The sequence below is a fragment of the Aeromicrobium sp. SORGH_AS_0981 genome (assembly GCF_031453195.1).
Classification (GTDB): domain Bacteria; phylum Actinomycetota; class Actinomycetes; order Propionibacteriales; family Nocardioidaceae; genus Aeromicrobium.
On record NZ_JAVIZD010000001.1, the window covers coordinates 2130697 to 2144424 of the forward strand.

General features: G+C 72.8%; 12 protein-coding genes. 8 read left to right on the plus strand and 4 right to left on the minus strand.

The window, feature by feature from the left end:
• Positions 1-34 precede the first annotated feature (34 nt).
• Together QE370_RS10770 and QE370_RS10775 are read left to right on the plus strand one after the other, a co-directional pair.
• Positions 35-811, plus strand: a complete 777-nt coding sequence (locus tag QE370_RS10770; RefSeq protein WP_309634349.1) for a DUF5819 family protein — start codon at positions 35-37, stop codon at positions 809-811.
• Positions 808-1869 (plus strand): HTTM domain-containing protein, encoded by a 1062-nt coding sequence (locus QE370_RS10775; RefSeq protein ID WP_253022923.1) that lies wholly within the window; start codon positions 808-810, stop codon positions 1867-1869. Before QE370_RS10770 ends, QE370_RS10775 begins: the two co-directional genes overlap by 4 nt.
• On the opposite strand, the gene QE370_RS10780 is transcribed toward QE370_RS10775, so the two are convergent.
• A complete protein-coding gene (locus QE370_RS10780) occupies positions 1850-3079 on the minus strand; it encodes an MFS transporter (protein ID WP_309634350.1) in 1230 nt (409 codons plus the stop codon). The genes QE370_RS10775 and QE370_RS10780 overlap by 20 nt on opposite strands.
• A complete protein-coding gene (locus QE370_RS10785; RefSeq protein WP_309635256.1) occupies positions 3076-5034 on the minus strand; it encodes a M13-type metalloendopeptidase in 1959 nt (652 codons plus the stop codon). Before QE370_RS10785 ends, QE370_RS10780 begins: the two co-directional genes overlap by 4 nt.
• Before the next feature lie 74 nt (positions 5035-5108).
• Here QE370_RS10785 and QE370_RS10790 point away from each other — a divergent pair, with 74 nt between their 5' ends.
• Positions 5109-5933 carry a siderophore-interacting protein gene (locus QE370_RS10790; protein ID WP_309634351.1) on the plus strand — a complete coding sequence of 275 codons (825 nt, stop codon included), beginning with the start codon at positions 5109-5111 and terminating at the stop codon, positions 5931-5933.
• A 34-nt stretch (positions 5934-5967) separates the two neighbouring features.
• Here QE370_RS10790 and QE370_RS10795 read toward each other — a convergent pair whose 3' ends face one another.
• Positions 5968-7248: a DUF6716 putative glycosyltransferase gene (locus tag QE370_RS10795; protein ID WP_253022937.1), complete on the minus strand. Its 1281-nt coding sequence runs from the start codon at positions 7246-7248 to the stop codon at positions 5968-5970.
• A gap of 209 nt (positions 7249-7457) precedes the next feature.
• Here QE370_RS10795 and QE370_RS10800 point away from each other — a divergent pair, with 209 nt between their 5' ends.
• Genes QE370_RS10800 through QE370_RS10810 form a run of 3 tightly spaced genes read left to right on the plus strand, consistent with a single transcriptional unit; the run spans position 7458 to position 10946 of the window.
• Positions 7458-8717: an acylneuraminate cytidylyltransferase gene (locus QE370_RS10800; RefSeq protein WP_253022938.1), complete on the plus strand. Its 1260-nt coding sequence runs from the start codon at positions 7458-7460 to the stop codon at positions 8715-8717.
• Positions 8710-9603, plus strand: a complete 894-nt coding sequence (locus QE370_RS10805; RefSeq protein WP_253022939.1) for an N-acetylneuraminate synthase family protein — start codon at positions 8710-8712, stop codon at positions 9601-9603. The genes QE370_RS10800 and QE370_RS10805 overlap by 8 nt, the downstream gene beginning before the upstream one ends.
• Positions 9600-10946 (plus strand): DUF6716 putative glycosyltransferase, encoded by a 1347-nt coding sequence (locus QE370_RS10810; protein ID WP_309634352.1) that lies wholly within the window; start codon positions 9600-9602, stop codon positions 10944-10946. The genes QE370_RS10805 and QE370_RS10810 overlap by 4 nt, the downstream gene beginning before the upstream one ends.
• A gap of 8 nt (positions 10947-10954) precedes the next feature.
• Here the strand turns inward: QE370_RS10810 and rfbB are convergent, their stop codons facing one another.
• Positions 10955-11956, minus strand: a complete 1002-nt coding sequence (gene rfbB / locus QE370_RS10815; RefSeq protein WP_309634353.1) for a dTDP-glucose 4,6-dehydratase — start codon at positions 11954-11956, stop codon at positions 10955-10957.
• A 138-nt stretch (positions 11957-12094) separates the two neighbouring features.
• On the opposite strand from rfbB, the gene QE370_RS10820 reads away from it, so the two are divergent.
• Both QE370_RS10820 and QE370_RS10825 read left to right on the plus strand, forming a co-directional pair.
• Complete coding sequence (locus QE370_RS10820) at positions 12095-12955, plus strand: ABC transporter permease (protein WP_253022942.1); 861 nt, start codon at positions 12095-12097, stop codon at positions 12953-12955.
• Positions 12955-13725, plus strand: coding sequence for an ABC transporter ATP-binding protein (locus QE370_RS10825; RefSeq protein WP_236749730.1), 771 nt, complete (start codon positions 12955-12957; stop codon positions 13723-13725). The genes QE370_RS10820 and QE370_RS10825 overlap by 1 nt, the downstream gene beginning before the upstream one ends.
• Positions 13726-13728 lie beyond the last annotated feature (3 nt).

Consider the following 13728-nt stretch of genomic DNA (forward strand, 5'->3'; position numbering starts at 1 on the left):
CGGGCAGGCGTCTGTCCGGACCTACGATGGAGGCATGGCGGTGGCGGGAGGTGACGGCGACGGTGCACGCCAGGGCGACGAGGACCGGCACGACTGGCGCACGACGCTGATCGTGGCCCTCGCGGTGCTGGCCCTGGTGCACTCGCTGCTCGTCGCACTCTGGCTCGCGCCGCGTGGACCCGTGCGCGACGTCGCCGGGGGCTCGTTGCTCACCACCTACGTCGACCCCTACTTCCGCCAGTCCTGGGACCTGCTCGAGCCGAGCGCCCAGCGGGTCGACGAGGCGCTCTGGGTGCGTGCGCGGGTGCGCACCGGACCCGAGACGCTGGCGCTCACGCCGTGGCTCGACGTCACGAAGGCCGACCTGACCCGGACCCGCGACGACGTCGCGCCGGCCCGGGTCCACCTCGCCGGCCGCCGCCTGGCCACCAACCTCAACAACGCGATGTTCGCGCTCGGCCGGTCGGGCCGCCAGGTCGTGCTGGAGTCGACGGTCGGACGTCCGCCGGAGACGCTGCGCGGCGCACTCGCCTCGGCCGGCGTACGCCCCGCCGACGTCGCCGCGTACGCCGACCTCGACACGATGACCACGCGCTTCGCGTCGCTCTACACGCAGGCCTACACCGACCGCCGGGTCGTGCAGGTCCAGTACCGCGTCGCCCGCCGGACCGTCCCGCCGCACGCCGACCGCGACGAGCGGCGCGTGTCGTCGGTGCCGTTCGAGTGGTTCGACGCCGGATGGCGCGCCGCGGTGCGCGGCTCGGCGGAGGCGCAGTCCGCGTTCGACGGATACCTGGGGGTCGACCGATGAGCACGCTCTGGCGTCTGAAGGACGCGCTGGCCCGGACCCGCGGCTCCGCGGAGAGGTGGCTGACGGGGGAGCGGCACGCGCTCCACGCGGTCGCGCTCGCGCGCATCCTCGTGGGCCTGTCGGTGCTGGGCCTGCTCGTCACCAACTACTCGACGCGCCAGGTCTGGGTCGGCGACGCCTCGGCGTGGGCCGAGCCGGCGCGGGCCGTCAGCCGCTTCCCCGAGGTGTCGCTCCTCGACGGGGTCAGCGGCGACCTCCTCACCGTCGTGTACGTGGTCGTGATGCTCGCGGCCGTGGGCCTCGTCCTGGGCTGGCGGGCCAAGGCCATGACCATCGTCGTGCTGCTCGGCTTCATCGCGGTGACGGCGCAGAACCCGGTGCTCGGGTCGATCGGCGACAACCTCGTGCGCCTCACGCTGCTGTGGATGCTGCTCATGCGGACCGCCGACGTCTGGTCGCTCGACGCCAACCGGCTCGAGCCGCGCGACAGCGACGACGTCGCGCCGGACTGGCTGCGCACGGGGCTGCACAACGTCGGGCTCGTCGGCCTCGGTGCGCAGACGGTGCTGGCCTACCTGGCGGGCGGTCTCGACAAGGCCTCCCAGCCGGTCTGGCAGCAGGGCACCGCCCTCTACACGACCCTGCAGCTGCCCGAGTTCCGTCCGTTCCCGTGGCTCTCGGACCTGCTGTCGAACGCGACCGTGCTGCTCGCGCTGCTCACCTGGACGGTGCTGGCGGTGCAGCTGTTCTTCGCCCCGATGCTGCTGCGTCGCGAGACGCGCAACCTCGTCGCCGGGGTCGCGATCGGCGTGAACATCCTCTTCGCCGTCGTCCTCGCGACCCCGTGGTCGTCGTTGGCCGTGATCGCCGTGACCGGCCTGTTCGTCAGCGACGACCGCTGGGCGGCGCTCGGCGAGCGGGTGGCCGACCTCGCGTGGCCCGTGCTCGACCGCACCGCCGACCTGCGCTACGCGGTGGCCGACCGCGTCGCGGACTGGTGGTACGACCGCGTGCTCGGCCTGTGGGACCGCGTGCGGTTCAGCGTGTTCCGACGCTGACCTGCGTCGCCGCACGGCGACCGGCCACGACGAGCAGCACGACGGGCACGACCAGGGTGCCGGCGACGGCGTTCAGCGTCCCGAAGCCCTGCCACGCGACGAGGACGCCGGCGAGCAGGCCACCGGCGGCCCCCGACAGGTTCATCGTCAGGTCGCCCAGCCCCTGGACCAGCGGGCGCACGTCGGGCGGCGTCGAGGCGGTGAGCAGCGCGGCACCGGCGATCACGGCGGCCGACCAGCCGAGGCCGAGCAGGACCAGCCCGACGGTGATCTGCAGCTGGGAGTCGCCCGACGTGCCCGAGACGACCACGGCGAGCAGCAGGACGAGCTGACCGGCGAGGATCGTGCGGGCCGGTCCCCAGCGGTCGGCGAGCCAGCCCATGACCGGCGACAGCGCGTACATGCCTGCGACGTGCAGGCTGATGGTCAGGCCGATCACCTCGACGGCAGCGCCGTGGTCCTGCATGTGCACGGGCGTCAGCGCCATGACCGAGACCATCACCGCGTGCGCCAGCGCGATCGTGACGACGGCCGTGCGGGTCCCGCCGCGGACGTGCGGCAGCGCTGTCCGCACCCGCGGCACCGCGACCTCCATGCCGTCGCGTCGGGCGGGCGGCAGCGGGTCGGGTCGCAGGAGCAGGAGGTTCATCAGGCCGGCGACGAGGAACGCCACGCAGGCGAAGACCATGGTCCCGGCCAGGTCGGGCACGCCGAGAGCACGGGCGGTCGAGGTGCCCGGGCCGGTGAGGTTCGGGCCGAGGACCGCGCCGACCGTCGTCGCCCAGGTGACGAGCGAGAGCGAGCGGCCGACCTGGTGGCTCGCTGCGAGGTCGGTGGCGGCGAAGCGCGACTGCAGCGTCGCGGCGGTGCTGACGCCGCACAGCAACAGGCCGATGAGCACGAGCACGAGGCTGTCGGCGGTCGCCCCCAGCACCACGATCGCCGCGCCGGCGGCACCGAGGAACCAACCCACCGTCAGGGCGGGCCGGCGGCCGGCTCGCACGGCGAGGGTCGCCAGGGGCACGGTCGCGATCGCCGCGCCGAGGGTCAGCATCACGGTGGCCATCCCGGCCCAGCCGGACGACCCCGACACCTCGCGCAGCAGCAGCACGCCCACCGCGAGGCCTGCGCCGCTGCCGATGCCGCCGACGACCTGCACGACCACCAGCACCCGCAGGACGCGGCGCTGCGCCGCCTCCGTGGCGGTCACGAGGCCCAGATGGTGACGCGGTCCTCCGGGTCGAGCCACAGGGCGTCGGCCGAGGTGGTGCCGAACGCCTCGTGGAAGGCGTCGATGTTGCGCACCACCTGGTTGCACCGGAACTCCGGCGGGGAGTGCGGGTCGACGGTGAGCCGGCGGACCGTCTCGGCCGGACGGACCTTCGACTGCCAGGCCTGCGCCCAGGAGATGAAGAAGCGCTGGTCGCCGGTGAGGCCGTCGATCGTCGGCGCCTCGCCACCCGTGGCGATCCGGTACGCCTGGTAGGCGATGCCGAGTCCGCCGAGGTCGCCGATGTTCTCGCCGATCGTCAGCTCGCCGTTGACCCTCTGTCCGTCGGCGCCGTCGGGCGAGAGCGCGCCGTACTGCTCCACGAGCGCGGCGGTGAGGCCCTCGAACGCGGAGCGGTCGTCGTCGCTCCACCAGTTCCGCAGGGCGCCCGTGCCGTCGTAGTGGCTGCCCTGGTCGTCGAAGCCGTGACCGATCTCGTGACCGATCACCGCGCCGATCGCCCCGTAGTTGACGGCGTCGTCGGCGTCGGGGTGGAAGAACGGGGGCTGCAGGATGGCTGCCGGGAACACGATCTCGTTCATCGTCGGGTTGTAGTAGGCGTTGACCGTCTGCGGCGTCATGTACCACTCGTCGCGGTCGATGGGCCGGCCGATCTTCGCCAGCTCCCGGTCCATCGAGACCGTCAGCGACCGACGGGCGTTGCCCAGGAGGTCGGTCGGGTCGGTCTCGAGCGCGGTGTAGTCCTTGAAGCGCTCGGGGTGGCCCACCTTGGGCGTGAACGCGTCGAGCTTCGCCAGCGCCTCGGTGCGCGTCGCCTCGCTCATCCAGGGCAGGGCGGTGATGCTGCGACGGTAGGCCTCGACGAGGTGCGCGATGAGGTCGTCCATGCGCTCCTTCGCGCTCGGCGGGTACTCGGTGCGCACGTAGATGCGGCCGATCGCCTCACCCATCGCCGACTCCACGAAGCCCACGCCGCGCTTCCACCGCGGACGCAGCTCGTCGGTGCCGCTCAGCGTGCGGCCGTAGAAGGCGAAGTTCTCCTCCACGAACGCGCTCGGCAGGTAGGGCGCGGCGGCGTGCAGCACCTGCCAGCGCAGCCAGTCGCGCCACGCAGGAAGGTGCTCGACGGTCAGCAGGCCGGCGAGGCCCTCGAGGTAGGACGGCTGCGACACGACCGCCTCGTCGAGCACCGACGCCGGGATGTCGGCGGCCGTGCTCCACGTGGTCAGGTCCAGCGGACCGAGCAGGGCCTGCAGGCCGTCACGGTCGACGAGGTTGTAGGTGCGCTGCGCGTCGCGGCACGCGACCCGGTCCCAGTGGTGCGCCGCGACCTGCGTCTCGAGGTCGAGGACGCGGGCCGCGCGGTCGGCGGGCGACTCGAAGCCGCCGAGGGTGAACATCCGCTCGAGGTGGTCGCGGTAGGCGGCCCGGACCTCGGCGGTCTCGTCGGTCCGGTAGTACGACTCGTCGGGCAGGCCCAGGCCGCTCTGCACGACGTGGGTCACGTACCGCTCGGGGTTCCCGCGGTCGGGCGCGACGTACAGGCCGACGACGCTCGCCACGCCGGAGCGCTCGAGGTGGCCGAGCACCTCGACGAAGGTCGGCACGTCGGCCACGCCGTCGATGCGGTGCAGGTCGTCCTGCAGCGGCTCGGTGCCGAGCGCGTCGATGCGGTCGGTGTCCATGAAGCTGGCGTAGAGCTCGCCGATCTTGCGCTCGTCGGCGTCGAGGTCGGCAGCCGGGTCGTCGAGCGCGTCGCGGCAGGACTCGACGATGCCGCGCACGACCCGCTCGGCCTCGTCGACCAGCGTCACGAACGCCCCGGCCGTGGCGCGGTCGGGCTGGATGGGCGCGTCGCGCAGCCAGGGCCCGTTCACGTGCCGGAAGAGGTCGTCCTGGGGGCGGGTCTCGGGGTCGAACGCGGAGGTGTCGATCGCCGGACCAGCCGGCGCGGAGAGGGACTCGGTGGACGGGGCGCTGGCATCGGTCACCTGGATAGGCTACCTGCGTGTCCGTGTCGCACCCCGCCCATCTGACCGTCCTCGACGTGCAGGACGTGGGTCCGCACCTGCGCCGCCTCGTCCTCGGCGACGGCGACGTCGCGCGCGGCTTCGACGCGCTCGCCGCCCGGTGGTCCGGATGGGCCGACTCCTACGTCAAGCTCGTGTTCCTGGCCGACGGCGTCACCTACCCCGACCCGCTCGACCTCGACGAGGTGCGGGCGAGCCTGCCGAGCGACGTCTGGCCGGTGCTGCGCACCTACACCGTCCGTCGGCTCGACCTCGAGGCACGGGAGCTCTGGGTCGACGTGGTGCTGCACGGCGACGAGGGCGTGGCCGGCCCGTGGGCCGCCCAGGTGCGGCCCGGCGCGACCATCCACGTCCGTGGTCCCGGCGGCGCCTACGCGCCCGACCCGGCCGCCGACCACCACCTCCTCGTCGGCGACGAGTCGGCCCTGCCCGCCATCGCCGCGACCCTGGAGACGCTGCCCGCCGGAGCCCGCGCCACCGTGTTCTGCGAGGTCGACGGCCCCGACGATGAGCTCGACGTGCACACCGTCGCCGACGTCGACCTGCGCTGGCTGCACCGCGGCGAGGCGGCGGCCGGCACGACGACCCTGCTCGACGACGCCGTCCGCGCCTGGTCGTGGCCCGAGGGACGCGTCCAGGCCTTCGTGCACGGGGAGTCGCGGCTGCTCAAGACCGTCCGCCCCTACGTCCGCGAACGCGTCGCCCGAGGCGACCTGTCGGTGTCCGCCTACTGGCGGCTCGGCGCGACGGAGGAGGGCTTCCGGCGCTGGAAGGCGGAGCAGCGCGCCGTCGAGCCCGGCTGAGCCGTCCGCCTCAGCCCAGAGGGCGGTGCCTGCCTCAGCCCAGGGGGCGGTGCTCCCGCCACCAGCGCCGCACCGGCTTCTGCACCGCAGGCGGCACCCACTCGAACCCGACGTGGACCGCCGCCCCCTTGGCCAGGCCGTGCGTGCGCGTGCGGCGCTCCCAGGCCGTGGGAGGCGCGGGTCGTCCCCCCTCGCGCTGCTCGCGGTGCAGCTCCAGGGCGCTGCGCAGGTAGGCGGAGCGCAGCGCGTCGCGCGAGGGCCGCTCGCCCGTGGCCAGCAGCTCCTCCACCCGGTCGACCACGGCCACGGCGGGGGCGACGTCGCGCCCGCCGAACCAGCTGTCGACCCAGTCGGGGTCGGGAGTGCCGAGGTCGTCGGCGTCGACCTGGTCGAACGTGCGCAGCAGGCCGGAGTCGAGGAGCACGTGGTTGCCCAGCCGCTCGTGCACGCCGAGGTCGAGCACCAGCGCGACGCGACGTCCGCGGTCCACCGCCTCGAGGCAGGCCGTCGACGACACCGTCACGAGCAGGTCGGCCTCCTCCAGCAGCTCCGGCACCGGCCGGTACGTGACGGCGAAGTTCGACGGCAGGTCCTCGTGGGCGAGCAGGTCCTCCGGGTGGTGGTGCATCCGGTGGAAGGTGCCCTCGCCGTGGCGGTGGCGAGGCTTGAGCAGGACCTGGCGGTCCGGGTGCCGGCGGGCGTGCTCGACGAGGCGTCGGTACAGGTGCAGCCGGTCGACGGGGCTGGCCGGGACGGTGGGCTGGTCGGCGAACAGCACGGTGCGCACCGGACCGGTCCGCTGCGGTGCGGGCGAGGTGCTGAGGATGGGCAGACCGGTGAGCAGCAGGTTGCCGGGCGCGATGTCGAGCCGTGACGCCACGTGCAGGAAATGCTCGAGCTCGTGGCGCGCGTTGACCGCCACGACGTCGGCCGCGCACCGGTCGAGGTAGCCGGCGGTGATCTTCTCGATGATCACGCCCACCCAGCCCGCGACGACGACCGGGCGCGGTCCGTCGCCCGTCGCCTCGGCGAGGTCGAGCGTGAAGCGGTGCACGGAGGGGCCGGAGAGCGCGAAGACCACCACGTCGTGCGCCTGCGCCAGCGCGACCAGGTCGTCGTCGGGGACGACGTCGACGGTGTCGACCCCCGTCGCCGCGATCTGCGCGGACGACAGCGTGGCCATGCTGCGCGGGGCCACGACCCGGACCTGGAAGCCTCGGTCGCGCAGCTGCGTCCAGAGCGCCGCGGCCCACTTGAGCTGGGAGTCGAACGCCGCGACGACGAGCGCGGTGGGAGAGTCTGTGGTCTCGTGCACGTAGGCACGCTAGCCCCGGCGGCGGCTCCGCTCCGAGGCCGAGCAGCCGCCTGCGGGCACTGTTGTCCGGGGGTTCGTCGGTGCTTCACCGGATGTCCACCGCTCGGTCCCGCAACCCTCTTGACGGGGTCGGGACGCCACGCGACGTTCGCCGAACCTGCCCTGTTCGTTCACCTGCGCGTCGGGCCGGCTCCCTACCGTCTCGTCCTATGACCCTCCACCACCCCCTGCCCGTGCGCCGTCGTGCGGACCCGGGCGACGCCAGCGTGTGCGCCATCGTCCCGGCGCGCGGTGGGTCCCGGGGCGTCCCGCGCAAGAACCTGCGCCCGGTCGGCGGCGAGCCGCTCGTCGTGCGGACCGTCCGCACCCTGCGCGCGGTCGACGGCATCGACCACGTCGTCGTCACGACCGACGACGCCGAGATCGCCTACGCGTCGCGCTCGGCGGGCGCCCGCACGGTCGACCGGCCGCAGCAGATCGCCGGTGACACCGCCAGCTCGGAGTCGGCGGTCGCCCACGCGCTCGACCACCTCGAGTCGATCGGCCGGCTGCCCGACGTCGTCGTGTTCGCCCAGGCCACGAGCCCGTTCGTCGACCCGGCGCGCGTGGCGGAGGCCGTGGCGCTGGTCCGCGACGGCGACCACGACGTCGCGTTCAGCGTGGTCCGCACCCACGCGCACCTGTGGCGCCACGGCGAGCACGGCCCCGAGGGCGTCAACCACGACATGTACCGACGTCAGCGCCGCCAGGACATGGAGCCGCAGTTCCAGGAGACCGGCGCCTTCTACGTCATGCGCACCGAGGGCTTCCGCCGTCACGGCCACCGCTTCTTCGGACGGGTCGCGATGGTCGAGGTCGACCAGGCCGACGCGCTCGAGATCGACACCGAGCAGGACCTGCGACTCGCCGAGGAGCTGCTGCAGCACCGGCGCGCGGTCGGCTCGGACCCGTCGGCGTCGCCCGTCGCGGCGCACGTCGTCGTCACGGCCTTCGACGGCGTGCACACCGACGGCCGGGTGGCGCTCGACGCCCACGGTCGCGAGACGGCCCTCGTGCACCGCGCCGACGGCGAGGGCGTCGAGCGGCTCCTGCGCTCGGACCGACCCGTCGTGGTGCTGACCGACGGACCCGACGCGGTCGCGGCACGCCGCGCCCAGGCCCTCGGTGCCGTGCACCTCGAGGGCACCCCCGACAAGCTCACGGCCCTGCGCACGTGGGCGCGCGAGCACGACGTCGCGCTGCAGGACATCGCCTACCTGGGCCACGACGTCACCGACGTCGAGGTCCTGGCAGCCGTGGGCTGGCCGGTCGCACCGGCCGACGCCCACCCGGCCTGCCGGGTCGCCGCACGGCACGTGCTGCGCCGACCCGGGGGGCAGGGCGCGGTGCGCGAGCTCGCGGACCGCGTGCTCGCGGCGAAGGACTCGTCCGTCACGGACACGACACAGGAGGGACCGGATCATGGCTGAATGGGTGAAGATCGGCGACGCGATCGTCGGACGGAGGCGTCCCACGTACGTCATCGGCGAGATCGGCATCAACCACAACGGTGACGTCGAGGTGGCGAAGGAGCTCATCGACGTCGCCGCCCGCGCGGGTGCGCAGGCCGTCAAGTTCCAGAAGCGGACCCCGCACATCTCCACGCCCGAGGACATGCGTCACGTCGTGCGGCAGACGCCGTGGGGCGAGATGACCTACCTCGACTACCGCTACCGCGTGGAGTTCGAGGCCGAGCAGTACGCGGAGATCGCGGCGCACGCCGCCGACCGGGGCGTCGACTGGTTCGCCTCGCCGTGGGACGTGCCGGCCGTGGAGTTCCTGGAGGAGCTCGGCGTCTCGTGCCACAAGGTCGCCTCGGCGTCGGTGACCGACCTGGAGATGCTCGCCGCCCTGCACGAGACGGGCAAGCCGATCATCCTCTCGACCGGCATGAGCACGCTCGAGCAGATCGACCGTGCGGTCGAGGTGCTCGACACCGACCAGCTGGTCATCCTGCACGCCACGTCGACGTACCCGCTGCCGGCCGAGGAGGCCAACCTGCGGACCATCCACACGCTGCAGGAGCGCTACGGCGTCCCGGTCGGGTACTCGGGCCACGAGACCGGCCTCGAGATCTCCCTCGCGGCCGTCGCCCTCGGCGCCGTCGCGGTCGAGCGGCACATCACGCTCGACAACGCGATGTGGGGATCGGACCAGGCGGCCAGCCTGGAGCCGCAGCCGTTCGTCGACCTCGTGCGCGACATCCGCACCGTCGAGCTCGCGCTCGGCGACGGCGTCAAGCGCGTCATGCCGGGCGAGCACAAGCCGATGGCCCGCCTGCGCCGCCACACGGACGCGGTCATCGCCGCCTCGTGAACCAGGCCGACGTCGTCCGGGTCCTGGTCCTCTGCGACACCGACTCCTACGTCAAGTGGGGGGCGGCGCTGGGGGACCGGTTCCCGGACGACTGGCGCGTGGACCTGGTGGTCGCCCGCAGCACGGCGGCGCCGAGCGCCTCGCAGCTGGCCGATGCGCTCGCCGGTACCGCGACGGCGGGCAGCACGCCCGACGTGGTCGGTCTCGCCGACCTGCGGCGACGCCTGCTGTCCGAGCGCCCCGACGTGCTCGTGCTGTCGGCGCGGGGCTGGACCGTGCAGGCGGCCACGTCGGTCGTCGACAACGTGCCCGACCGCCCGGTGATCGTCACGGGGCTGCCGGGCGTGGGCGTGCCCGTGCTGCCCTACGGGCTCGGCTTCCGGCGGGCCGCCGACGTGTTCGTCGTGCACAGCCGCCGTGAGCTGCGCGAGTTCCGCCACGCCAGCCGGCGCCTCGAGCTGCCCGACCGCTTCGAGCTCGGCCACCTGCCCTACCTCGGGCGGTCGACGCTGGACGAGCCCGTGCCGCCGCGCGCCAAGGGACCGGTGGTCTTCGCCGCGCAGGCGCTCGTGCCCGCCTCGGCGGCGGAGCGCACGCACCTCGTCTCCCGGCTCGCCGACGCCGCCCGCGCCCATCCGGACCGCGAGGTGGTGGTCAAGGTGCGCGCCCGGCGCGGCGAGGCGCAGACGCACCACGAGCAGGTGCCGTTGGAGGACCTCGTCGAGGCGCTCGACGACCGACCTGCGAACCTCGTCGTCCGCACCGGACCCATGCACGAGCACCTGGAGCGCGCCGGGGCGTTCGTCACCGTCAGCTCCACCGCGCTGCTCGAGGCCGTCGCGTGCGGGGTGCCCGCGGTGGCCCTCGACGACTTCGGCGTCGGGGTCGAGCAGATCAACCTGGCCCTGCAGGGCAGCGGGCTGCTGGGCTCGCTCGACGACGTGGTGGCGGGCCGCTTCGCCCACGCCGACCCCGCCTGGTGCGTCGACAACTACTTCCACGACCCGTCCGAGGACACCTGGGTCGACCGGGTCCGCGTCCTCGTCGACCAGCGACGGTCCGCCGGGCTGCCGGCCTACCCCGAGCTCCCCGGGTCGTGGCGCGACGGGTTCCGGCGGATCCTCTACCGGCACTTCGCGTTCACGGACGGCACCGAGCGCACCACGCTGCTCGCGACCGTCGAGCACCGGGTCGCCGGCGCCGCGCTGTGGCTCACGCAGCGCCGCGGCCGGCTCCTGCGCCTCGTGCGCCCCGACGTGCGCGGGGGAGCGGCGCAGACGTTCGCCGCCGAGAACAGCGCCACCGCGCCGCGGGCCGAGGAGGTGCGCACGCCCACCCCGTGACGGTCGGGTCAGACGTGGCCGAGCTCGCGGTAGCGGGCCTCGGTGGCCTCCTTCTGCGGCCGCCACCACGCCTCGTTCTCGCGGTACCAGTCGATCGTCGCGGCCAGCCCCTGCTCGAAGTCGGTGTACCGCGGCGTCCAGCCGAGCTCGGTGCGCAGCTTCGTGGAGTCGATCGCGTAGCGCAGGTCGTGCCCCGCGCGGTCGGTCACGTGGTCGTAGGCGTCCGACGGCAGACCCATCAGCGTGAGGATGAGCTCGACGACCTCGCGGTTGCTGCGCTCGCCGTCGGCCCCCACCAGGTAGGTCTCGCCGATCCGGCCGTGCTGCACGATCTCGAGGACGGCGCTGCTGTGGTCGTCGGCATGGATCCAGTCGCGCACGTTCAGGCCGCGGCCGTACAGCTTGGCCCGGCCGCCGTCGAGCAGGTTCGTCACCTGCCGCGGGATGAACTTCTCGACGTGCTGGCGCGGCCCGTAGTTGTTGGAGCAGTTGCTCAGCGTCGCCCGGACGCCGAACGAGCGCACCCACGCCCGCACCAGCAGGTCGGAGCCCGCCTTGGTGGCCGAGTAGGGGCTCGAGGGGTTGTACGGGGTGGACTCGGTGAACCGCTCGGGGTCGTCGAGCTCGAGGTCGCCGTACACCTCGTCGGTGGAGATGTGGTGCAACCGGACGTCGTGGCGCCGCGCGGCCTCGAGCAGCGTGAACGTGCCGACGAGGTTCGTCGTGACGAACGGGCTCGGGTCGGACAGCGAGTTGTCGTTGTGCGACTCGGCCGCGAAGTGCACCACCGCGTCGGCCTCGCCGACGAGCCGGTCGACCAGCTCGGCGTCGGCGACGTCGCCCACGACGAGCCCGACGCGCGCCTCGGGGAGCCCGGCGAGGGACTCCCGGTGACCGGCGTAGCCGAGGTGGTCGAGCACCGTCACCGAGAGGTCGGTGTGGGCCACCACATGGTGGACGAAGTTGGAGCCGATGAAACCCGCACCGCCGGTGACGAGGAGCTGCCGCATGGGCCGAGCGTACCGACACAGGACCTCGAGGAGGGCCCGGTCGGGGCGGCCGGTCGAGCCACGGCGTCGGGACCCGCACGCTACGATGCCGAGGGCGGAGGCTCCGCCCGTTCCCGAGTCGAAGGACCGCCCACCCCCGTGACCACGCTTGACCTGAGCGAGTTCCGCACCCCCGGCCGGGGCCGCGGGATCCTCGACGTCTTCACCTGGCGCTACCTGCTCCGTCTCCTCGTCCGCAAGGGCACGCAGACCCGGTACCGCAACTCCGTCCTCGGGTGGACCTGGTCCTACGTCAAGCCCGCGTTCCAGTTCGGCGTCTTCTTCGTGGTCATGGGCCTGTTCCTCGGCCTGAACCGCGGCGTCGACAACTTCGCCGTCTACCTCTTCAGCGGCATCGTCGTCATCAACTTCTTCAACGAGGGCTTCGGCAACGCCACGCGCTCGATCCTGGAGAACGGCGCCCTGGTACAGAAGATCTACCTGCCACGCGAGCTGTTCCCGATCGCGGCGATCATCGTGGCCTTCGTGCACTTCGTGCCCCAGGCCGTGATCCTGCTCATCGCCTGCCTCTTCCTCGGCTGGACGCCGTCGGTCAGCGGCGTGCTGGCCATTGCGCTCGGGCTGGTCATCATCGCCGCGCTGTCGCTCGGGCTCGGGATGCTCTTCGGCGCCGTCAACGTGTCGTTCCGCGACGCGCAGAACGTGGTCGAGCTGATCCAGATGCTCTCCACCTGGGCCGCCCCGGTGCTCTACACGTGGCAGTTCGTGCGCGACGCCGTGCCGCGCTGGCTCTTCGACCTCTACATGGCCAACCCGCTCACGGCCGCCGTCGAGCTGTTCCACGCCGGCATGTGGTTCCCGACCTCCGACGGGAGGATCCCGCACCCCGAGCACCTCTGGACCAACGCGTTCATCGCGCTCGGCATCTGCGTCGTCTTCCTCGTCATCGGCCAGATGGTCTTCCGCCGCTTCGAGCGCCGATTCGCCCAGGAGCTGTGATGTCCCAGGAGACGACGTCGTCCATGCCCGGCGACACGGCCGTGCAGGCCCGCCCCAGCATCATCGTCGACCACGTCAGCAAGCAGTTCCTGCTGCGTCGTGCGCACGCCTTCAAGGAGGCGTTCGTCGGCTGGGTGCGGGGCAAGGACGTCTCGAGCGAGAAGTTCCTCGCCCTCGACGACGTCTCGTTCACCATCCACGAGGGCGAGTCCGTCGCGCTGCTCGGCTTCAACGGCTCGGGCAAGTCGACCATGCTCAAGCTCATCTCCGGCGTCATGGAGCCCGACGACGGGTCGGTGCTCGTGCGCGGACGCCTCGCCGGGCTCATCGAGGTCGGCGCGGGCTTCCACCCCGACCTCACCGGGCGCGAGAACGTGTACCTGAACGCCGCGATCCTCGGCATGCAGAAGGACGAGATCGACGCGCGCTACGACGACATCATCGCGTTCAGCGAGGTGGAGCGGTTCATCGACCAGGAGGTCAAGCACTACTCCTCGGGCATGTTCATGCGTCTGGCGTTCTCGGTGGCCATCCACTGCGAGCTCGACATCCTGCTCGTCGACGAGGTGCTGTCGGTCGGTGACGCACCGTTCCAGGCCAAGTGCCGCGCCAAGATCGAGGAGCTCTCGCGCGAGGGCAAGACGATGGTCATCGTCAGCCACGACCAGGAGATGGTGCGCCAGGTGTGCGACCGCGGCATCGTCATCCGCCAGGGCAAGCAGGTCTACGACGGGCCGATCGAGCCCGCCATCGACGCCATGATGGCCTGACCT

What these genes read in the sequence shown, in the direction of transcription:
- QE370_RS10770 (WP_309634349.1), top strand. Translation starts at nt 35, where the DNA reads ATGGCGGTGGCGGGAGGTGACGGCGACGGTGCACGCCAGGGCGACGAG.
- QE370_RS10775 (WP_253022923.1), top strand. Translation starts at nt 808, where the DNA reads ATGAGCACGCTCTGGCGTCTGAAGGACGCGCTGGCCCGGACCCGCGGC.
- QE370_RS10800 (WP_253022938.1), top strand. Translation starts at nt 7,458, where the DNA reads ATGACCCTCCACCACCCCCTGCCCGTGCGCCGTCGTGCGGACCCGGGC.
- QE370_RS10805 (WP_253022939.1), top strand. Translation starts at nt 8,710, where the DNA reads ATGGCTGAATGGGTGAAGATCGGCGACGCGATCGTCGGACGGAGGCGT.
- rfbB (WP_309634353.1), bottom strand. Translation starts at nt 11,956, where the DNA reads ATGCGGCAGCTCCTCGTCACCGGCGGTGCGGGTTTCATCGGCTCCAAC.
- QE370_RS10825 (WP_236749730.1), top strand. Translation starts at nt 12,955, where the DNA reads ATGTCCCAGGAGACGACGTCGTCCATGCCCGGCGACACGGCCGTGCAG.